This is a genomic window from Varibaculum cambriense (genome assembly GCF_032557235.1).
GTDB classification, from domain to species: domain Bacteria; phylum Actinomycetota; class Actinomycetes; order Actinomycetales; family Actinomycetaceae; genus Varibaculum; species Varibaculum cambriense_C.
On sequence record NZ_JAWGMB010000001.1, the window covers coordinates 384203 to 405581 of the forward strand.

14 protein-coding genes and 1 tRNA gene are annotated in these 21379 nt (G+C 51.8%); 8 read left to right on the forward strand and 7 right to left on the reverse strand.

The window, feature by feature from the left end:
* The first annotated feature begins 11 nt into the window (after positions 1 to 11).
* Together E6072_RS01600 and E6072_RS01605 are read left to right on the forward strand one after the other, a co-directional pair.
* Positions 12 to 3911, forward strand: coding sequence for a DNA-directed RNA polymerase subunit beta' (locus E6072_RS01600; RefSeq protein ID WP_316693338.1), 3900 nt, complete (start codon positions 12 to 14; stop codon positions 3909 to 3911).
* 185 nt (positions 3912 to 4096) lie between these two features.
* Positions 4097 to 5182, forward strand: a complete 1086-nt coding sequence (locus tag E6072_RS01605; protein ID WP_278619259.1) for a hypothetical protein — start codon at positions 4097 to 4099, stop codon at positions 5180 to 5182.
* 58 nt (positions 5183 to 5240) lie between these two features.
* On the opposite strand, the gene E6072_RS01610 is transcribed toward E6072_RS01605, so the two are convergent.
* From E6072_RS01610 to E6072_RS01620, 3 genes are all read right to left on the reverse strand, one after another.
* The gene (locus tag E6072_RS01610; RefSeq protein WP_316693299.1) at positions 5241 to 6923 is read right to left on the reverse strand and encodes a trypsin-like peptidase domain-containing protein; all 1683 of its coding nucleotides are present in this window, start codon (positions 6921 to 6923) and stop codon (positions 5241 to 5243) included.
* Positions 6924 to 7068: 145 nt separating this feature from the next.
* Positions 7069 to 7617 carry a hypothetical protein gene (locus E6072_RS01615; RefSeq protein WP_278619257.1) on the reverse strand — a complete coding sequence of 183 codons (549 nt, stop codon included), beginning with the start codon at positions 7615 to 7617 and terminating at the stop codon, positions 7069 to 7071.
* Between the two features lie 109 nt (positions 7618 to 7726).
* Positions 7727 to 8587, reverse strand: coding sequence for a fructosamine kinase family protein (locus E6072_RS01620; RefSeq protein WP_278619255.1), 861 nt, complete (start codon positions 8585 to 8587; stop codon positions 7727 to 7729).
* An 84-nt stretch (positions 8588 to 8671) separates the two neighbouring features.
* Here E6072_RS01620 and argS point away from each other — a divergent pair, with 84 nt between their 5' ends.
* The 5 genes from argS to E6072_RS01645 all read left to right on the forward strand — a co-directional run bounded on the left by argS (position 8672) and on the right by E6072_RS01645 (position 15967).
* A complete protein-coding gene (gene argS, locus E6072_RS01625; protein WP_278619254.1) occupies positions 8672 to 10342 on the forward strand; it encodes an arginine--tRNA ligase in 1671 nt (556 codons plus the stop codon).
* Positions 10343 to 10357: 15 nt separating this feature from the next.
* Positions 10358 to 10852, forward strand: a complete 495-nt coding sequence (locus E6072_RS01630) for an arginine repressor (RefSeq protein ID WP_278619252.1) — start codon at positions 10358 to 10360, stop codon at positions 10850 to 10852.
* A 476-nt stretch (positions 10853 to 11328) separates the two neighbouring features.
* A tRNA-Arg gene (locus E6072_RS01635) sits at positions 11329 to 11404 on the forward strand.
* 326 nt (positions 11405 to 11730) lie between these two features.
* Positions 11731 to 15708, forward strand: a complete 3978-nt coding sequence (locus E6072_RS01640) for a ZmpA/ZmpB/ZmpC family metallo-endopeptidase (RefSeq protein WP_316693301.1) — start codon at positions 11731 to 11733, stop codon at positions 15706 to 15708.
* 130 nt (positions 15709 to 15838) lie between these two features.
* On the forward strand, positions 15839 to 15967 hold the full coding sequence (locus E6072_RS01645; protein ID WP_316693302.1) for a type II toxin-antitoxin system YoeB family toxin: 129 nt from the start codon (positions 15839 to 15841) through the stop codon (positions 15965 to 15967).
* A gap of 930 nt (positions 15968 to 16897) precedes the next feature.
* On the opposite strand, the gene E6072_RS01650 is transcribed toward E6072_RS01645, so the two are convergent.
* From E6072_RS01650 to lepB, 4 genes are all read right to left on the reverse strand, one after another.
* Complete coding sequence (locus E6072_RS01650; RefSeq protein ID WP_316693303.1) at positions 16898 to 17602, reverse strand: DUF3800 domain-containing protein; 705 nt, start codon at positions 17600 to 17602, stop codon at positions 16898 to 16900.
* 165 nt (positions 17603 to 17767) lie between these two features.
* Positions 17768 to 18016 carry a hypothetical protein gene (locus E6072_RS01655; protein WP_316693304.1) on the reverse strand — a complete coding sequence of 83 codons (249 nt, stop codon included), beginning with the start codon at positions 18014 to 18016 and terminating at the stop codon, positions 17768 to 17770.
* Positions 18017 to 18066: 50 nt separating this feature from the next.
* Positions 18067 to 18255: a hypothetical protein gene (locus E6072_RS01660; RefSeq protein WP_316693306.1), complete on the reverse strand. Its 189-nt coding sequence runs from the start codon at positions 18253 to 18255 to the stop codon at positions 18067 to 18069.
* A gap of 125 nt (positions 18256 to 18380) precedes the next feature.
* On the reverse strand, positions 18381 to 19298 hold the full coding sequence (gene lepB, locus E6072_RS01665; protein WP_316693307.1) for a signal peptidase I: 918 nt from the start codon (positions 19296 to 19298) through the stop codon (positions 18381 to 18383).
* Positions 19299 to 19644: 346 nt separating this feature from the next.
* Here lepB and E6072_RS01670 point away from each other — a divergent pair, with 346 nt between their 5' ends.
* Positions 19645 to 21315 (forward strand): SpaH/EbpB family LPXTG-anchored major pilin, encoded by a 1671-nt coding sequence (locus E6072_RS01670; RefSeq protein ID WP_316693309.1) that lies wholly within the window; start codon positions 19645 to 19647, stop codon positions 21313 to 21315.
* Positions 21316 to 21379: the final 64 nt, after the last annotated feature.

Consider the following 21379-nt stretch of genomic DNA (forward strand, 5'->3'; position numbering starts at 1 on the left):
GGTAAGAGTCGATTATGGATGCAACGAAATTCGATCAACTACATATCGGCATGGCGACCGCCGAGGGCGTGGCGGAATGGTCATTCGGGGAAGTCAAGAAGCCGGAAACTATTAACTACCGCACCCTGAAGCCCGAAAAGGACGGCCTGTTCTGTGAACGTATTTTCGGTCCCACCCGGGATTGGGAATGTGCGTGCGGTAAATACAAGCGAGTGCGCTATAAGGGCATCGTTTGTGAACGCTGTGGGGTAGAGGTTACTCGCTCTAAGGTGCGTCGCGAACGCATGGGTCATATTGAATTGGCCGCCCCGGTTACCCATATTTGGTATTTCAAGGGTGTGCCCTCCCGTTTGGGTTACCTGCTGGATCTGGCGCCCAAAGACCTAGAGAAGGTCATTTATTTCGCGGCCTATATGATTACCGAGGTCGACGAGGACGCCCGCCACCAGGATCTACCGAATCTAGAAAACGAGCTCAGCCTGGAAAAACAGCGTTTTACTGAACGCTTCGAGGCGCAGATTGTGGCTCGCCAGGAAAAACTGGAAAAAGATCTAGCGGCCTTAGAGGCCAAGGACGCTAAGAACTCCGAAAAGGAAAAGATCCGCAAAACCGCCGATAAAGAGGTCACTCAGATGCGGCGCAAGCTGGATCGCGAACTGACTCGCCGGGACGAGGTATTCACCCGCTTCAAAGAACTGCAGGTAGGCGACCTGGAGGGTGATGAGCGGCTTTACCGCGACTTGGAAATGCGCTACGGCATTTACTTTAAGGGTGATAAGGGCGCGCAAGCGGTGCAAAAACGCTTGCAGGACTTTGACCTAAAGGCCGAGGCCGAAAAGCTGAAAGAGGAAGTGGAGACCGGTACCGGTCAGCGCAAGACTCGTGCTTTGAAACGGCTGAAAGTGGTGTCTGCTTTCTTGCAGACCGGGAATAAACCGGATTCGATGGTGCTAGATCGCATCCCGGTGATTCCTCCGGATCTGCGTCCGATGGTGCAGCTAGACGGAGGCCGCTTTGCGACCTCCGATCTGAACGATCTGTACCGCCGAGTGATTAACCGTAATAACCGTTTAAAGCGACTGCTGGATTTGGGTGCCCCCCAGATCATCGTGAATAACGAAAAGCGGATGCTGCAGGAATCGGTGGATGCCCTGTTCGATAATGGTCGCCGCGGACGTCCGGTGACTGGCCCGGGTAACCGCGCACTGAAGTCACTGTCCGATATGCTCAAAGGCAAACAGGGACGTTTCCGTCAGAACCTATTGGGTAAGCGGGTTGACTATTCTGGTCGGTCGGTGATCGTGGTAGGTCCGCAGCTCAGGCTGCACCAGTGCGGTCTGCCTAAGCAGATGGCTTTGGAGCTGTTCAAGCCGTTCGTAATGAAACGCCTGGTAGAACGGCAGGAAGCCCAGAATGTTAAGGCTGCAAAGCGGATGGTGGAACGCCAGCGTCCGCAGGTGTGGGACGTCCTCGATGAGGTCATCACCGAGCACCCGGTATTGCTGAACCGGGCACCTACTTTGCACCGCCTAGGTATTCAGGCTTTCGAACCGATCTTGATTGAGGGTAAAGCTATCCAGTTGCACCCGCTAGCTTGTGGCGCGTTCAACGCGGACTTCGATGGTGACCAGATGGCTGTTCACCTGCCGCTGGGCGCGGAAGCTCAAGCTGAGGCACGGATTTTGATGCTGTCTTCGAATAACATTTTGAAGCCGGCTGATGGCCGCCCGGTTACTATGCCTTCCCAGGACATGGTGATTGGGATTTACCACTTGACTTCGGATCCGGATCCGTCGCTACCGGTTCCAACCGACGAGGACGGAAACCCGATTACCCCCAAGTTCTCTTCTCTGGGTGAAGCCATTATGGCCTATGACCAGAACCGCCTGGATATTAACGCTAAGGCGCTGATTCGTTTTGAGCCGGGCACGGTGCCGCCAAAGGATTGGCAGGCTCCGGAAGGCTTCGAAGAGGGCGATCCGGTAGAGTTTGAAACTTCGATTGGGCGTTGCTTCTTCAATGAAGCGCTGCCAGTTTCCTACCCGTTCGTTAACGAGCAGATTGACAAGAAGGGGCTTTCTCGGATTGTCAATACTTTGGCCGAGCGTTACGACAAGGGCAATGTGGCGGCGTCTTTGGATGCTTTGAAGGAAACTGGTTTCCATTGGGCAACCTGGTCGGGTACTACAATTGGTTTCGCTGACGTAGTGGAACCGCCGGCCAAGGCGAAGATTCTTGAAGAATATGACGAAAAGGCTACCCAGGTACAAGAGGACGCCGATCTCGGTTTGATTACGGCTCAGGATCGCTATAACGAACTGGTGGATTTGTGGACCGAATGTACTGCTAAAGTTGCCGAGGCAATGCGGGAGAACTTCCCGACTCGTAACCAGGTGAACCGGATGGTTTCTTCTGGTGCTCGTGGTAACTGGGATCAGATCAGGCAGATTTCCGGTATGCGTGGCCTGGTGGCTGACCCGAAGCAGAAGCTGATTGAGCAGCCGATTAAATCGAATTACCGTTCCGGTCTGTCGGTGCTCGAATACTTCATCGCTACTCACGGTGCCCGTAAAGGTTTGGCCGATACCGCTTTGCGTACTGCCGACTCGGGTTATTTGACTCGTCGTCTGGTGGACGTTTCGCAGGACGTTATTGTGCGCGAACAGGATTGTGGTACTCGCCGTGGCCTAGTGCTGCCGATTGGTAGCGCCGGTGAAGATGGCAAGGTTTACAAGCTGGATATCGTAGAGACCACCGCTTATGGTCGTACCTTGTCTAAGGATGTTACCGATAAGGACGGCAACTTGGTGTTTGCTAAAGGCACCGATGTGGGCGACGCCGAGATTGACGTTTTGATCGAGGCGGGAGTCACCGACATTCCGGTACGTTCCGTATTGACCTGTGAGTCCGAAGCTGGCACTTGTGCGTCTTGTTACGGACGTTCACTGGCGACTGGTAAACGGGTCGATATTGGTGAGGCCGTGGGGATTATTGCTGCCCAGTCGATTGGGGAGCCCGGTACCCAGCTAACCATGCGTACCTTCCACACCGGTGGTGCGGCTGGCGCCGCTGATATTACTCAGGGTTTGCCGCGTGTACAGGAGCTATTCGAGGCTCGTACCCCCAAGGGTGAAGCTTTGATTACCGAGGCCGCTGGGCGCGTCAAGGTAGTTGACGAACCGGGTGAACCTCGCCATTTGGTAGTGGTGCGTGATGATGGTCAAGATGATCTGATTATTGACGCTCCGCGCCGGATGAAGCTGATTATCTCTGACGGTGACCATGTGGAGGTAGGCGAGCAGCTGACTGAGGGTCGCTTGGATCCGAAGAAAGTACTGCGTATTTTGGGCGTTAACTCCACCCAAAAACAGCTGGTAACCGAGGTGCAAGAGGTTTACCGTTCGCAGGGCGTGGATATTCACTCCAAGCATATTGAGGTGATTGTGCGCCAGATGTTGCGGCGGGTAACCGTGCTGAAGTCGGGCGACACTGACCTGTTGCCGGGGACTTTGGTGGATTCGATTCGGTTCCGCTCGATTAACCGCAAGGTAGTTTCCGAGGGCGGGGAGCCGGCTGCGGCTCGTCCGGAACTGATGGGGATTACCAAGGCTTCGCTAGCTACCGATTCTTGGTTGTCGGCAGCTTCCTTCCAGGAGACTACGAAGGTGCTAACTGATGCCGCGATGGCGGCGAAGAAGGATCCGCTGGTAGGCCTGAAGGAGAACGTGATTATCGGTAAGCTGATTCCGGCTGGTACCGGTCTGTCGATGTTCCGTGATGCCAGTGTGGAGCCTACTGAGGAAGCGATGGCCAAGATGGGTTGGTCTGCTGATGACTTCAAGATTCCCGATATTGATGACGACTTCTTGGCGGGCATTAATTTCGAAGACTCTTTTGGTCTGAATCTCTAATCTAAATTGTTGAGTTCCTTGCGGGGGCTTGCCTAGCAAATTGAGCTAGGCAAGCCCCCGCAGCTTTTAACGCGCAGATTTTGGATTCGGAGTTCCGCTAACCGCCAGGTATGTCAAAGTTCTCAATAAAAATCTAGCTATCACTTTGTTTTAATGTTCCTAGTTGATACGATTTCAGTATGGGTATGAGTCGAAAAAAGAATATTTTGGTGTCTACTCTGTCGATGGCCAGCCTGGCGTTAGCGGGGCTGTTCGCTGTTGCGGGGAGCCAGAACGTACAGGCAGCTGATCGGACACCCACGGTGCGAGAATGCCGGGTGATGCATAATCAGGTAGCAAAGGGACAGTCGATCACCAATCTGGATACCTTTTTAATTGGTGCTACCAGCGCCGATTCTTATACTTTGTCGCTGTACTTGGGGAATACTAAGTTCCGTCCAGCGATTGACGCCGCCACGAAGATGTGGACCGAACGTAGCGGCGGGAAAATCAAGTTTAAATACGTGGACTCGATGGCTGATCGCCCAGTGCGGGTAATTGACTCTCCCTACTCTGAAGGCAAAGCGCTTGGCACCGCCTATGCCGCGCAGAGGCTTCTGTATCTGCGTCTAGATCGCAGCGGTTGGCTTACCCAGGTATCTACGGTTGCCCATGAGCTGGGGCATCTTTTGGGGGTAGACCATACCTGCAAGGGTGATTTAATGGCTGCCGGTATGGCGGGAGTTAAAGACTTCAACAACCCGATTAGTGACGCTGACGTTGCCTTGGCATTGCAGGGTTTGGAGAAGCATCTAGGATACCCGGCGGGGTCTGAACCGGCTGAACCGACACCGGATCCCACTACGCAGGTGCCTCAGCCTAGCCAGGATCCAACTACTGAGTCTCCCGAGCCAACCGTGGATCCAGATCCTAGCCAAAGCGAAGATCCCACCACCGAACCTACGACTGAACCGACTCAGCCGGAGATTCCCAGTGAAAGTGCGCAGCCAACCCCGGATCCGACTACTGCGGAACCCCAGCTAACTGAGGATCCGACTACTCCGGCTCCCGAGCCCACCACGGAGCCTGAGCCGAGCGTAGAACCTACCACCCCAGAACCTACCTTTACGGAGGCTCCGATTCCGGATGAGCCACCTACTGCGGTACCTGAGCCGACCGTCCAGCCGGATGAACAAGCAGATGACTCCGATAGCTTCGTAGTGAAAGTTCGGGTGTTCTTCGTGCGAGTATTCTCTTGGTTCGGCGGATTCTTCCGCTCGATCTTCTCCTAGAGTTCTGTATATAAGTTGAGCCCGCCGGAAATCCGGCGGGCTCAACTTTTGTCATTAGCTACCGTCTGTACTTCCTATCGCTAGTTTGTGCTCCCAACTCGGCCTCAATCTCGTGGGTGCCATCTTGGCGTAGCACCGTGAGTTTTACTTTGTCTCCTGGGTTATACCAGCGCACATAGCCGGTCAGCGCTACTCCCGATCCCACCTGGTAGTCATCAATCTTGGTGATCAAATCTCCCTCTTTTAGGCCGGCGCGATCAGCGCCCGAGCCGCGAACTACCGTGGAAACCCGCGCTCCCATCCGGGATTCTCCCCCGATCTTGGCAACCGCGGTGTCAATCGTGACTCCCAACATGGCGTGAGTTACTTTTCCGGAAGTAATGATCTGGTCGGCAACGTTACGCACCAGATTCACTGGGATAGCGAAACCAATCCCAATCGAGCCCGCCTGACCGCCATTTGTGGATCCTAGGGAGGCGATCGAGGAGGTAATCCCAATAACCTTCCCAGAGGCATCGAAAAGGGGGCCGCCAGAGTTACCGGGGTTGATCGCGGCATCGACCTGGATAGCGTTGGTGACTACCTGCTGGCCAGCACCGGAACGATCATTCAGGCCGGGAATCTGTACGCCCGAGCCCTCTGCCGATTGGGTGACTACTACCGGGCGATCGAGGGCAGAAATAATTCCGGTAGTAACGGTATTTTCCAGTCCTAGCGGAGAACCGATAGCCGCCACCGGCTGGGCTACCCGCAAACCAGTAGAACTACCGAGTGCCGCCATCTGTAAATCTTTGGGAGGACTCACGAACTCTAAAACCGCCAAATCGGTAGAAGCATCGGAACCTAAAACTTTGGCGTCATAGATTTTCCCGTTAAACAGCTCTATCTGGACTTTTGCGTTGCCCGAAATCGCGGAGGCTACTACGTGGTAGTTAGTAATCACATGTCCGGCCTCATCAAAAACCACCCCGGATCCGGTCTCTCCCGAATTACCGGAAGCTACCTGGATAGCCACCACTGAGGGCTGAACCGTTTTGGCGACTGTCTCCCAGTTCGTGTTCTTGGCGCTGGCCTGGACTACCGGAGCCTCGGTTGCCACTTTCACAGGAGATTTACCCAGAGAGGTGGTACGCGAACCCCAATCGGAAGGTAGTAACCATACGCACAGGGCAGCTGCTAGCGCAATGGCGATAGTTGCCAGCCAGCCAGGGCCACGTTTAGTTTTTTCTTTGCGTTTAGCGGGCATGGGGGATGGTTCCCAAGCGGGCTGTTCCGGGGGTAAAAATGATTCCTGCGAGGAGGGGGAGTAGGGGAAATCGGCAGTATCTGCCGTCTGTTGCGTGCCAAAGCCATTAGAGAAGGAACTTGTGGTTTGCGAGGGGGATGACTCGTTAGTCCCGAAGCTGTAAGGGGAGGAGTGTTCCTCAGGAGCAGTCTGCCCAGTAGGGAAACCCGGATCTGTCTGGGAACTGATCCCACTGTAAGAGGAGGTCGCCTCGTCGCTAATCGCCGGGTTTCCAGGTTGAATATCGGTGATCCTGCCGGTTAATTCGGGACGTGCTTCCTCGGCCTCGCTGGCATTAAAGGTGTCGGTGTTCCCGGGGCTTAGCGGCGGAAAACTGTCGCCGCTCGGTTCTGGGATTTCGCCGGGCCAGCCGGCGCTTTGCCAATCGTCCATTTCCCAGTCATCAATCGGATTGCTACCGTTTTGGGGTTGGGTCGAATCATTGCTATTAGTCATGAATCTCGATCTCCTCTTATCTGTTGTGTCCCCATATTGACACCAGCAACTGTTTTCACTCTGGATGTTTTCTGGGTGTTTTCTGGATACCTAGCCATGCCTTATTCAGGCGCAGCAAGTTAAGTATTGGCTGCTACCTGCGGTTTTAGTGGGGGCGCCTTTTCTTGCGATTTTGCTGGCTGGGGCGAGTATTTTTCGGTTTTTCCTCGCCCGTAGCTATCTTGTTTTGGTCTTTCGGATTCTCGCGGGGATTCTCGAACTTATCATCTTGCACCTGGTTGCGATACCAGGCCGGTGCCAAACGAGTACCGCGAGAAGGTGCAAATCCTAGCTGACGATAGTAGCCGCGCAGCCAAGCGGGCCGCAGCCCCTCCGGATAATACAGGTTGGTTAACCCCCAAATAATCCCCACCAGTCCGATAAATGCGCTGACTAAACAGATTGTCAGTAGCAGATAGTTGACAGGTTTCGGCGTGGCGTTTGCGGGCAGGGTGGCTCCGATCGCCAAAAAGAACAACCCCAGAGCTGGTATAAACACTAATACCCACCGTTCATCCATAATCAGGATGCCGGAGCGAGAAACATCTTTCTTTTTCTTCGGTATCCAAAAACGCGCCCTCGCACTGCCGTGACGTATCCAGGCAGAACCGGCTAACAGTAGCACTCCCATAAGTAAGGCAATGATGTGATTCATGAAACTAGCCTAACCCGTTTGCCAGCTACGCAAAGATTGCGCCCGAAATCTGCCCCCCGTCTTGGCGTAACCCAAAATACGTAGAGCTTACCCGCGGCTCTACCCGGTTTTACAGATATTGGCTAGCTAACTGCACAGTGTGGGCACCGTAAGATCCTCCGAACAGGTTAGCGTGTACCGCCAGCATATGGATTTGATGCAAACCGATACGTTCTTGCCACCCGGAAGCCAGCGGTGACACCTGGTTGTAGCCCTGGTAGATCTCCTCGAGATAGGGCTGGCCGAATACTCCCAGCGCCGCTAAATCAGTTTCCGCATGTCCGCCGGAGGGAGCCGGGTCGATGAGTACTCCCACCACCTCAGGAAGTGGTTGATCCAACTTATCACCCAGTCCCGCACTAGCAGGAAAATGCTTTAACGCTCTCGAGGGCGCCCACATTACGTTCCCGGTCCACAGGTCACCGTGGATCCTAGCTGCCTTAGTTTTAATGAGATCCGGTTGGGGGACGTCGAAGATTCCGTCCCGTAGGCGTGCGGCCAGCTGCTCTAATACTGCCGCTCCGGCGGAATCGATTGAACCATTATCCAGGGCAGGCGGCAGGTTAGGCATAATCCTATGATCAGCGAAAAACTCACCCCAGTTTTGCCCGGCGTCCTCATAAATTAATTCTAGGCGGGAGCGACCCATGTAGCCGGGGCCGGAATAACCTAGAGGAGGCTGACCAAACCAATCAGCTCCACCCGCATGGGTAATCGCCAGTGCCGCCCCGAAAGCCCGCGCCGCTTCGCTGGTGATAGCGGTAGAGGGGATTAGTTCGGTGTCTAAAAACCCGTGTCCGGAAGCCGCGACTTTCGCTACGTGCGCCCCGCCTTTGGCCATTGGCTCCGCTAGCCACTTTAGCCCCAGCTCTTCAAGCTCCAGAGCTTCGGGATGTCGATTATCAACCTTGTGGTAAACCTGCTCACTCATACCCCCATTGTGCCAGCTGGCTACCATTGTGGGCTAGCTCGCCAGATTTGGCGAGAAATACGCCTGGCAGTCTAGGCTTAAAGTATGACTCCAGAAGAACTAAGTGCCCTAATCCGCCAGATTCTTGTCACCCAGGCAGCCGAAATCGGTTTAGCCCCGGAGGTTATTCCGGAAACCGTGAAAGTTGAGCGTCCGCGTTCACGCGATAATGGTGATTGGTCAACTAACGTGGCTATGCAGCTGGCAAAGAAAGCAGGTATGGCTCCGCGCGATCTTGCCACCAAAATTACCGACCAGCTTGACCAGGTAACAGGCGTCTCAAAAACAGAGGTAGCCGGACCGGGATTCGTAAATATTTGGCTGGGAGCCGCCGCAGCCGGGGCACTAGTTTCCACGATTTTACAGGCCGGTAAACAATACGGACACTGCGATGCCTTGAGCGGGCAAAACATCAACGTAGAGTATGTATCAGCCAACCCCACCGGCCCTATTCATTTAGGGGGAGGACGCTGGGCGGCAGTCGGCGACACCCTCTGCCGGATCCTTTCAGCCTGCGGAGCAAAGGTTACTCGCGAATACTATTTCAATGACCACGGCGCCCAGATCACCCGGTTCGCCAAGTCGCTTCTGGCGCGCTGGCAAGGCAAAGAGGTGCCGGAAGATGGTTACGGCGGGCAGTACGTCCTAGATATTGCCACTAAAGTGGCTGAACGCGCTAAAGCAGAGGACGTGCAGCTAGCAGAGCTACCGGAAGCGCAGGCGGAAGAATACTTCCGGGAAGCCGGCACCACCTTGATGTTTGCGGAGATCAAAGATTGTTTGCACGATTTCCGCGCCGATTTTGATGTTTTCTTTCACGAGGACGAGCTACACACTTCCGGGGCAGTAACTGATGCGATCGAAGAGCTGCGTTCCCGCGGGGTAATCTATGAGCAAGATGGCGCCACCTGGCTAAAGTCCACTAAATATGGGGATGATAAAGACCGGGTGATATTAAAGTCCGATGGCGATCCCGCCTATTTTGCAGCCGATATTGCCTATTACCGGGATAAGCAGCGCCGGGGAGCCACCCACGAAATTTTGATTCTGGGGGCTGACCACCACGGATATATTGACCGCATGTATGCCATGTGTGCAGCCTTCGGGGGTAAGCCGGGGGAAAGCCTAGAGATCATTATCGGGCAGATGGTGAATCTGAAAGAAAACGGCGTGGAAGTAAAAATGTCGAAACGCGCCGGCACCGTGATTACCCTAGATGACCTGGTAGAGGCAGTAGGAGTAGATGCTGCCCGCTATTCGCTGGTGCGAGTATCGATGGATTCCACGGTCGATATTGACCTCAATTTGCTGCGCTCCCACACCAATGAAAACCCGGTTTACTATGTGCAATACGCCCATGCCCGCACTTGTTCGGTAGGCCGCAACGCTGATGAAGCCGGAGTGAAAGCCGATGGCGAATATGAAGCCTCCGCGCTGTCTAGCCAAGCCGATAAGGATTTGCTAGGGGTTCTGGCGCAATACCCGGCAGAACTCAAACTGGCCGCGGAAGAACGCGAACCCCATCGGATTCCTCGCTACCTGGAAAAACTGGCGGCTGGCTATCACACCTGGTACAACCAATGTCGCGTGATTCCCCGCTCTGGTGAGGACATAACCGCTGCGCACGTGGCACGCCGGCACCTTAATGAGGCCGTGCGGCAAGTGCTCGAAAATGGTTTAGATCTTTGCGGAGTGGTAGCTCCCGAACGCATGTAATGGGAAGATAGGGGCATGGCAACCGTACCGACCACAAAGGCTGCGCGCGAGGAAGCGATCCGTGAAATCCTCAGCCAACAGGAAATCTCTAGCCAGTCGCAACTGCTGAACCACTTGGCTGAACGCGGAATCCCCACCACCCAAGCCACTTTGTCGCGCGATCTTTTAGCATTACGCGCCACCAAAGTGCGCGCTAGCAGTGGAAAAACTATCTATATGCTGCCCGAGCCCTATCCGGTGCGAGTACGGCGGGGACAGGAAGATCCCGGTAATGAAAAGTTAGCTAAATGGTGTCAAGACCTGCTGGTATCGTCTGCAGTAGTGCATAACCAGGTAGTGCTGCGCACCCCGGCGGCAGGGGCTCAGCTACTCGCGGGCGCGATCGATATGGCGTGGTTTGATGCGGTGCTCGGCTGCATTGCTGGTGACGATACTATCTTGGTTATTTGCAAAACCGATGAGGACGCCCAGTCCTTAAACGAGCTGTTTATGCAGTTCGTTACCGATTAGGTTGCGTGGAGTTGCCGAAATTTACCGTGGAGGAGTGTCGCGGGGAGGAGGCTTTAGCCTCTCGCCCAAAAACTCAGAAAAGACTAGAGTCTTTTCTGAGTTTTACGCCCGCCTAGCCTGATCGGCATAAATCCTCCTCCCCGCTCTCCTTAAATAGCGTGTCTCTCTCGCATCTGGTACCGGCTGTGACCCCTCGGCATAAATCTGCCTCTGCGCTTAGCGTTACCTGCCGTGGCCTGCGGGCGACGCAATGAGCGCGAGGGCTAGGTTTTTCCTCCCGCCCAAGAATTCGGAAAACGTAGCGGCGTTTTCCGAATTCTTATGCCCACCGCGCCCACTCGGATAAAACCTAGCCCTCGCGCAGTATGTTCCCACCGCAACGCTAGTGTGTGAATCACATTAAATAAGCCCTCGCGGATTTGGAGGCCTTATTAGCTCTGTCTTAAACTGAGGTAGTTGCTAAGGCAACGGCAAATGCGCTCGTGGCTCAACGGATAGAGCATCTGACTACGGATCAGAAGGTTGCAGGTTCGAATCCTGTCGAGCGCGCCAAACCCCGTCCTCGTTGTGATCCAGCGGTGGCGGGGTTTTTCCAATTCTCTTCCACCTGAGTGTGATTATTGGGGTGGTTACGTAGGGTATTAACCCCTATTTCCTTGATTCGTTTTTTAGGGGCTAATTTCGGGCTATACCCCGGGTCTGCCGCCAGCCAGACACTGTTTAGTACTCAGATCAATGGCAGTGAGCTGTTCTTAACATTTTTGGGTTTTTACCCAACAATTTATTGCCTCACCCAAGGTCGCTAGGGGATACTTGCGTAAGAAAATGCAAAAGTCTTTATTGGTTGAAAATATCGCGTCGAACAGCATTGGGGAATTATGAGGGATTATTCTGTTCCATTCCGTGGAAAACTCGCGCAGAGCCTATCTAAACTATTGGCTTTAGCCTTAGCAACCGCCTTAACGCTCACCATTGCGGGTTCGGTGGCTGTCTCCCGTGCTTATGCCGCAGACGCTTTAGGAGAGCAACAGGTTCAGCAAGTGGTAGATCAGGTTCTCGCTGACCTCCAGAACGTTGGTTTTCGCGATAAAGCCATCCGGGACAAACTTGCAAAGACCAACTTCACGGCAGCCGAGAAACTAAACAAAAAAGTTGCGATTTGGAAGGACAATAAAGATAAGTACCCTACCCTTAATGATGTCCCGGAAGAGGTAGTGCTCCAGGCACTACAAGAAGAGTACTTACTCGCTTCCGATATGGAGGGCGCATTCAACCAAATCAAACAGGATTTACCCACCATCCTCCCGCTAATGATAAAAGCAGATTCTCAGGTAGCTGCTGCGGGGAAGAATAAAGACGTCACCTATTATGTAAACGCGATTAAAAGCGATACTGCTGGTTTCCTGATTGGCGCTGCCTATCTGCAACGTAACTATGGTTTCAACATAAAAGAGGGCGCTACGGTTGCTCGCCAGCTGATGACGGAAAATAATGCTTTCGGGAAAGAATACGCTCCCCTGGATATAGTCAAAGCTATTGGGCAGCAGAGCGCCGACCAACGCAAAATGTTGTCTACTCCTAAACTGTTTAAGGATGTTTTAGGTGGGAAGATAGCTGACCAAACCGATTTAGGTACTTTTCTCAATGACCAGGTGACTAAGACCGGTAAAAACCCTGCTGATTGGTTTTGGAAAACCTCTAAAGCAGTAATTTATGAAAAGAAGTCGAAAGCAAACCCAACTGCTCCCTATCGGGTATTCGATAAGCTCAAGGGTGAAGCAAATGGTCAGGCGGAGCTACTTGCCCTGTTGAACGTGTCAGAGAACTCTCTGTATGTGGCTTCGACAGTGGAGTCCATCATGTATGGTCTGACCGACACCTATGTGAATCGAGCACTCAAAGATGCTGATCCAGATGCCTATAGGGCAGAACTAGAGGCTTTTGACAACAAGGTCGAATATGCTGCTGAACGTCAAGCCGACTATTTAGATTTTTGGTATCGCCTAGCAAAAGAGGATAAACAACGCGCACAACTTGTAGGTAACCGCCGCGTATGGGACAACCAGCAGATTAAGAACCCGAATGAGACTTCTGCTGCAAAACGGTGGTCGCCTAAACAGGGTGCTGGGGTTGCCAGCGGAGTTAAAGAGTTTATGACCCCGTTAGGCTACTATTTTACTTTCACACAGGCAGATGGAGTGGCCGACATTAATAGCGGACAGATCCACTACTGGTTAGCCAATGGTCTAGACGACCGCGGGCTGACCACCTATGCTCACGAACACACGCACCAAATGGCGAATCAAGTTCATTTTGCCGGATATGGTCAGCGTTCCGGGGCGAGTGCCGAACTGATTACTCGAGGCGTGTTCGAGCCGTGGCATCAGAACGATCCCACTGATAAAGGGGCAAACTTCGACCTCAACCAGATTTTTGATCGCAGCGATCAAAACCCCTACGGCAATAAAACCCCTGACCGTTTCCAGACAGCCGAGGATTTGAAAACCTATTACGGCAACCAGATGGATTTAATCTATACCCTGGATTATTTAGAAGCTGAGGTAGCTTTATCCAAAGACGATGCCACCAAAGCAAAGCTATTCAATAAAGCCACCTTGTCCGGCAAAGATGAAAAGTTTGAAAATATCAGTGTCGATGAGGCTAAGAATCTTAAAACAATCAATGACCTGGTAGATATGAACGCGGTTGCCTATCGACTCATGGTTGATGGGCAGAAAGTAACCGGTACCGCTAAATATAACGGCTACTATGCGATTCCCCTGTTTACCCCGATTTATGGAGCACCCCATAATCCTAACGGTATGAGCGGAGATATCCACACTAAGCGCCTAAGCTGGGAAATGCTTTCGGCATACGGCTACTACGAGGGTATGGTTCCCTACCTGTCTGATCAGCTAAAACCAGACAACGTTGCGCAAAATACTCAGTTTAGCGACGACGTGATTATTTCTAAGGTGAGCGACGGTAAATACCGCACTATGGCGGATTTCAAAAAAGCTCAATATGCCGAGCGGATTCCTAAGAAAGATAACCTAAAACCAATCACTATTAATTGGGAGGGAAAGACCCAGCAGATTACCACCTACGCTCAGCTCAAAAAGCTGATGGATGCGGCTGTGGAGGACGACCTTAAAAATAATATTCTGCAGCAATCGGGCTGGTACAGCAAAATGCCTACGCAAACAAAGGTGGAACAGTTAAAGAGCGCAATTTTCCTAGCGTATAAAACTAACACCAATCAGTTTGCTACCAACATCTATAAAGACGCACCCAAGACCTACACGGTCACTTACCGCTTTAACGATTTCGACGCCCTCCCCGAGGACGTGAAAAAGCTCCTACCAGCCTCGCAAAGCGATATTGCTGCTGGTAGCACGGTGACCCTGGCTGAACCAGTGAAGAAACAAGTGGTGACCGATAAGGGGATTTATGACTTCAAGGGCTGGGAACCTAAGACAATCACGAATATAGCTAAAGACGAAACCGTCACAGGTACCTGGACTTTTACCGCCTATGTGACCCCGAAAGCCCCCAGCAGTCGCGATGACGACTTTGCCCAAGGCGGGAATGAATATATCGGCAGCTACACGTTACCTGAGGTAGAGGGCGTTGAATACCTGGTTGACGGAAAAGTAGTGACCGGAACAGTAAATGTCAGTCCCAATCAGGCTGATGTGAATGCTCCGGTGACGGTTACCGTAACCGCCAGGGCAAAGGATGGTTATAGCCTTAAACCCTCCGCCACGTCCTCGTGGGAATTTAAGTTTACCCGCGTGAGTGACAAAGACCGGTACCACCCGTTCGCTGACCCGATTTCTTTGACAGCGGGAGATGCTCTTCCGCAGCTTAAAGACGTGGTTAAATTCCCGGATACTCCCGGTCAGATGCCTACCGATTTAGATAAAGTGAAGTTCGCTTGGAAAGCGCCGACACCTAGCACGGACAAAGTCGGTAATATCAGGGGAACCATCACTGTTACTTATGCTGATGGCAGCAGTGAAGACATTGTCGTGGAGATTAGCGTTAATGCTAAACCCTTGACCAAGGTAAAGATTCCGCAAACCCCTCAGGTGAACGATCCTTGTAATAAATGGGTGGCTAATGGGAAATCGGAGCCTAATGCAAATTGGATTAAACCTAATGATACTGAGCAGGTCACTTGGGAAATCAACCAAGCAAAAGAGCTGATAGCTAAAACTAAAGACGGCTATGTTTTCGAAAATAACACTAGCGCCCACAACTTTGGGGTAGCGAAGGACTCGGGCGAATTCTGCTGGGAAGATTTGACCCCAGCTGAGACCGTTCCTGATAAAGATGTCTATACTCCGCAGGCCGATCCGATCACGGTTAAAAAAGGTGAGAAGCTGCCGGAACTAAGTAAGGTAATTACGTTTAAAGGGAAGGCGCCAACTGATTTAACTAAAGTCAAGTTTGCGTGGAAAGGTAATGCGCCCAGTACCGAGGAAGCAGGAGAGCTTTCGGCAGTAGTGACCGTTACTTATGAAGATGGCAGCAGTGAAGAAATCACGGTGAAAGTGATCGTAAAGGCTGACGCGCAACCAGGTACCGATCCTACTGAACCCGGCACGAAACCAGGTGAAGATGTGCCTGGAACTACCCCTAACCCTGGTACCGGTAAACCGGAAACTAAACCTGCGGGTGAGGGTGCTTCCTCGCCTAAACCGGGTCAGAGCGCTCCGGCAACGGCAGGGAAGAAACCGGCATTATCTAATACCGGTTCTGTGGGTCTGACCGCGTTAGCGCTTCTCGCTTCGCTCAGCACCGCTGGTGCGCTACTGATTAGCCGTAGAAGCAAATCTGTGCACATGCGGTAAGCAGCCGCGCTGCGGGATTGGGGGAGTTCATTCCTGAGGCGAAAGGTGAATTCCCCCGTCCAGGTTGCGATCGAGCGGTGACGGGGGTTTTCCCCGTAAGGCATTAAGCCGAATAATCGGCTTATCAGGGATGTTAAGCGTAACGAATACAACTTCCATAGGAAAGCCGGAACCGCTTAAGGGTGATTTATCGGGTTACTGGAGTGTCCGCATTGATGACAAAATAGAATCGTATTCAGAATCAATAAATCTCAACTAGAAATTTGGCAATGCGGTTCCCATTACCGGGATAAATAGGATTCGTGGATTAAGGAAATGCCGGGGGACAACCCCCGGCTCCTGGAAGCCCTTCCAAAGAAAGACCACTTTTATTGTCCGTTAAATGTGCTGGTGTTTTCAAGTGAACGGCGTACCTTATGTATTTTGAGCGCGACGGCGGTGTGGTGCCTCATTTAGTTTGAGCACGAAAAATTTATGTGAATGGACTAGCTGTTTTTCAGTTTTGGGTTGGGGGAATATGTCTAATAATTGCCTGGTTAAGCAGGCAATTTAGCAGAGTCCTTGCTGGGTATATTTCCTTTGGCAAAAAATTTGAATATCGCAGTTTGAGTGGTTTTGGGTGGGGTCTACGGTGTCTAAGTAGTCAATAACTTGCTTTTTCGCGTCAGCTAGTTTTTCAACCTGAGTGTATTGGTCAGGTGCTATTTCTAATTCCCAGCCGTTCTCCCATGGAGTTGCCTTAACGAAGATTTGCATTTTTACTCCTTTCTATTACTTTAAGAGCGATCCTTGCCTCTCCCGGCGATAATTGTTTGGTTCTGACGATTACTGTTTCTGTCTGACCTTACGTCCAGACCTCGTGATCTCCCTTACCTGATTGCGATCTAGCGGTGACGGGGGTTTCAAATCCTAGAAAGAGGGCGTCGTCACGCCTTCGCCGGTTGCCTCGTCATCTCTCATAAGTGAAGTCTCAACGCTCGCGAGTCGGCGCTTCTCGTCCTCAGTTTATAAAGCGTGTGCCCCCTAGATTTCTAGGAGGCACACGGAGTATGTATATGCAGCCCTATGGTGCATTTTTACCGGGAAAGTGACCGTAAATCACAGCCGGACAGATGGGTGCTGGCTGGTTAGGCCAAGACCACCTGCTATTCAATTTTCAGGCATGTACGTTCCAAAAGTCAAGCCCTGTTTAACTGTTCATAGTTAGAATATTGATTTTCCCATGACGAGTGTCATCGAAACTATCTAGCTCTAATGCTCGACGTAAGCGCGCAGAAAAGCGCGCTTTAGCCGAGACTCGTTTTCCAGGTTTTACACTTGGTTTGTTTGCATTTTTGCGCTCATAGGCTATCGAACTGGCTACTAAATCTGCCATCTGAAGAAGATCAGTAGAGCGCGAGTCCATGTCATACGCTTCAATAACGCATCTGCCCCCTAAAACTCGGTTGGCGTCGTGCTTTACGATTTCTGCAACGCTTTGACCTCTTGGAGTTTGCACTAGGTCTAAAAATACGTTTACAAGCTCTCCTTGACGGTTGATATTGGCGACCACAAGCCGTCTCGCCATGTCAGCTTGCTGTTTCCAAGTTTCCTTCCTGCTGGTAAATCCGGAGGTTGAGTTATATACGGACCCTCCTAAGCGCACATCTGATTGCGCTATCAACTCAGCAAGGTCATTGTAGAACGGTAAATCACGTGTTTTTATGGAAGAAAACTTTATTTCATTATGGTAATGATGCTTCTGGCGAACTTGCCTAATTGCGCGAGCCAGTAATGCTTGTTTACGCACTTTAACAAAGCCAATAACGAAAAATCCTCCCTTGGAGTTCCTGCTGCCTGATTCATCTATAAAAATCGAGGAGATACTTGTATCGGGTGGAAGGTAGGTGCTCACAGAAGAATTATAGTGAGGGGAGGATGGTTCGAAACTATTTTTTGCAAAGCTGTGGATATCCCATTACCCAGACAAATAGGATCTCCAGGTGCATTGGTAGAAACGAAAGGTAGCGTCTAGTTTTCTCTTGACAAAGCATAAAACTCAGCCTCGCTTCAACTGATGCTACTTGTTAAGAATCTCGGATAAGCGAATTTTGATGGCTTCATCGGCGCTGAGGGATTGTTCTGCCACCTGACGCACTAGGGCGCGAGTTCTAGGGTCAGTCACCGGCATATCGGCAAGACTCATCGCAACGTCAGCGAATGCTATCGCAGCTTCTGCCGGGGTTGGGTAGTCAGCCACCTCGGCGTATGGGGTAAGCTGATCTTCCTGGCCGTATTCGTGCTGGGTCTCTCGGTCTTGTGGGTGCATATTTTTCTGATACCTACATATCTAGTGAGGACGCTAACGGTCTACATTGGTTACTTGGCTGTGTTCTCTGAATATCTTTTCATGATCCGAGTCTTAGTACGTTCGACCAATTCCTCAGCGTTTATAGTTTCCTTAATATATTCGTTGGCATCATCCATGAAATCAGAAGATACTGCTTGACCCTCGAGCTCGGCAGAATGGATGGCTCTGGTAACATTTCCGCGTCTGGTTTGCTGCATGACTTATCCCCATTCCCTGATGGATACTGCCGAACTAATTATAGTCCCTACCAGGGGTTACTGTTAGCTTTACGCGTATTTATTCTTGGTGTGAGGGCGGAAAGGCTAATCCCCGAGCAATACTCCTAACGGACTGGGCTGAAGTGGGGTAGGGGCCAGACGATTAGCATGGCTTTGCCGACGATTTGGTCTTCAGAGACGGTACCGATGGCTTTGGTACGCGAATCAACCGAAATGGAGCGGTGATCACCCAATACAAAGTAGCGGTGTTCGGGCACTTGGTAGGGGAATTTAATATCGGTTTTCCCGATTTTGCTGCCTTTGACATAGTTTTCACGCAAGGGTTTCTTATTGACCACGATGGTGCCGTCCTCGCGCATATCAATCCAGTCACCGGGTTGCCCGATTACCCGTTTCAGTAGCACTTTGTTGTTGTAGTAAAAAGCGATAATGTCGCCGCTGGCGAAGCTGGAGTGGCGGCTGGCGACCACCAAGTCCCCATCTCGCAGGGTGGGGGTCATGGATTCGCCCCGGATTTGCAGCACCGACATAAAGAACGTCGCAACGAGGATTCCGACTGCGCTCACGACGATAATCACTTCCGCTATCCGCACCAGCAACCGAAAAACCGGGCGGGCACGCAGCTTCTCCCACTGCGTTTTTATTTTAGAGGTGGCGTTGGATATTTTTTCGCTCTGCCCCAGGCGTGCAGCAGTAAGTTTAGCCTCTGCCTGCGGGGAGGTCTTATCTTTCTGGGGAGGGCGAAGGACGGGGAATAGCTGCTTGTGTTCGCTATTTTCCTGCCTCTCCCGGCTATGATTCACTGCCGGAGTCTCACTATCTGAGAACTCTCGGCGATCTTTCTGAAGAGCGCGACGCGGCTCGAAATGTCTAGCTTTAACCGGAGACTCGGTGATTTGCGGTGGCTCTCCGGGATTCTCGGTTGGGATTTTTAGGTAGGAGGAGACCGTGTTGCTGGTTTCGCTACGTTTGCGGCGTTCAGACCGTTTTGGCAGGCCAGAAGCGGGTTGAAAATCGCCCATTAAATACCTCCGCTTGCTTCGCTGCCTCTTAGTGTACTTTAACGCTTGTTTCTGTAATGCTATGACATCTTTAGTGCCGCCCCTTCTTTGGTCCTCTAAAACCTTAGGGTTTCTAGTCGCGGGGGCAGGAATTTCTTAGTTTACAGCCCGACGGTTACATGCGAGAGTTGATTCCTCTTCCGGGTAGTCCCGCAGCTATCGAGAGGCAGCAAATGGGACTTCGGTTCCTATGCGAAGACAATATTAAACTGATACCATATTCATGTTGCTTTAATTTAAGAGGGTTAATGCAGCTGTGTCCCTGTTTGAGATTTTTAAGTGCAGAAAGCACGGGAAGTGAGGAATAATGGGCACTCCTATTAGAAATTATTCACGTGGGGGGGGGTTCAGTAGACTTTTTGCTGGCCTCTTCCTGCTACTGGGCATGATTGCAGCATTGTCGCTGTCCTTTGCCCAGTTAGCGTCGGCATCTCCGGTGCGTCCTGCCGGCAATAACCTTGATAAGACTTGCGCCCCGGAAATTACCATTACCGCGCAAGAAGGCGATCATACTTACGGCGCTTATCAGCTATTCGATGGTAATGTTTCCGATGGAAAACTAACCGATATCAGCTGGGGAAGCGGCATTGACTCTGATGCCCTACTGGCTGAGTTGAAAACCAGCAGCATTGACGAGCTGAAGGCTGTAACTAGCGCTCCGCAATTGGCAGAAAAACTATCGACGCTGGAAAGCTCCAAGGTTATCGCGTTCTCGAAGATTGCCACGAAGCACGTTACAGGTACTGCAAAAACCTTCACCAAATCGGGTGAGAAGGCTCCTTACTCCTACAAGGCAACCTTGGGCGAAGCTGATCACGGCTACTACCTGGTAAAAGATACCGATAATAATGCTGCAGCACTTACTTCTCCGATTCTGAAGGTAGCGGGTTGTACTGTCAACGTTGAGGCTAAGGGCTCGGTACCTACTTCTACTAAGAAGATTAAGGAAGACTCCAATGGGGAATGGGGCGATACCGCTGATCTCGATGTGGGACAGGAAGCCCCCTTCAAACTGACCGGTACTATGCCTAGCAACATTGCGGACTTTACTACCTATAAATATGGTTTTAAAGACTTCATTTCTAAGGGCTTCACTCTGCCCGATAACATAAAAACTGATGGCATCAAGGTAACAGTCGGAGGAAAGGCACTTACTCCCGATACTGTAAATGTCACAGATATTACCGATGATTCCCACGGCGCTGAATACAACGGCGGCAAGCAGATCGAAATTATGTTTACCGATCTGAAGGCCACTGCGAAAGCCGCGGGCGTTGAGCTAACCAAAGACTCGGAAGTCATCGTGGAATACTCCGCGACTGTGAATGAAGATGCCGTGATTGGTGGTAAGGGGAACCCCAACAAGTCCTTGGTTGTTTATCAAAAGGACGTTAACGATGGTGACGGATTGGGCGAGACCCCGGAAGACGAAGTTTGGGCCTTCACCTACCAGCTTGATACCACCAAGGTTGACTCGGCTGATCCCGAAACCAAGCTAAAGGATGCACAGTTCCGTCTGTACAACTCCGACAAGTCCAAGAGCGCCAAGATTGAAAATGGCAAAATCAGCGCCTGGGTTGACGGCGACGCGGGCTCGGTAATCACCACCCCCGAAGGTGGCGTCTTCAATATCGCTGGTCTGGATGCCGACACCTACTACTTGAAAGAGATCAAGGCTCCTGCAGGCTACAACCTGCCGACAGGGGACGATGCTTACTTCAAGTTCGTTATCGCGGCCACTCTAAAGGTGGAAAATGATAAAGGCAAGATCGAGTCCCTGACCATCACCCCCGGTGAGGAAGCGGCTACCGATGGCGATATTCCCACCGGTAAAGTCTCGATGAACATTACTAACACCTCCGGTTCCACTCTGCCTGAAACTGGCGGTATCGGTACGGTCATCTTTACGATGGTTGGTTTGCTAGTTATGGCCGGCGCGGCAGGCGGATTCGTCTGGCGGCGCAAGCAAAACAGCTAAATAGCATAACCATCCGATCATGAAGGCAAGCAGGGTCGTGTGACCAGAGAATCTTTTCTCTGGT

Bases quoted from the DNA above. Each gene is read 5' to 3' on its own strand.
- E6072_RS01605 (WP_278619259.1), top strand. From the start codon at position 4,097: ATGAGTCGAAAAAAGAATATTTTGGTGTCTACTCTGTCGATGGCCAGC.
- E6072_RS01610 (WP_316693299.1), bottom strand. From the start codon at position 6,923: ATGACTAATAGCAATGATTCGACCCAACCCCAAAACGGTAGCAATCCG.
- E6072_RS01615 (WP_278619257.1), bottom strand. From the start codon at position 7,617: ATGAATCACATCATTGCCTTACTTATGGGAGTGCTACTGTTAGCCGGT.
- E6072_RS01620 (WP_278619255.1), bottom strand. From the start codon at position 8,587: ATGAGTGAGCAGGTTTACCACAAGGTTGATAATCGACATCCCGAAGCT.
- argS (WP_278619254.1), top strand. From the start codon at position 8,672: ATGACTCCAGAAGAACTAAGTGCCCTAATCCGCCAGATTCTTGTCACC.
- E6072_RS01630 (WP_278619252.1), top strand. From the start codon at position 10,358: ATGGCAACCGTACCGACCACAAAGGCTGCGCGCGAGGAAGCGATCCGT.
- E6072_RS01640 (WP_316693301.1), top strand. From the start codon at position 11,731: ATGAGGGATTATTCTGTTCCATTCCGTGGAAAACTCGCGCAGAGCCTA.
- E6072_RS01645 (WP_316693302.1), top strand. From the start codon at position 15,839: ATGTTAAGCGTAACGAATACAACTTCCATAGGAAAGCCGGAACCGCTT.
- E6072_RS01655 (WP_316693304.1), bottom strand. From the start codon at position 18,016: ATGCACCCACAAGACCGAGAGACCCAGCACGAATACGGCCAGGAAGAT.
- E6072_RS01660 (WP_316693306.1), bottom strand. From the start codon at position 18,255: ATGCAGCAAACCAGACGCGGAAATGTTACCAGAGCCATCCATTCTGCC.
- lepB (WP_316693307.1), bottom strand. From the start codon at position 19,298: ATGGGCGATTTTCAACCCGCTTCTGGCCTGCCAAAACGGTCTGAACGC.
- E6072_RS01670 (WP_316693309.1), top strand. From the start codon at position 19,645: ATGGGCACTCCTATTAGAAATTATTCACGTGGGGGGGGGTTCAGTAGA.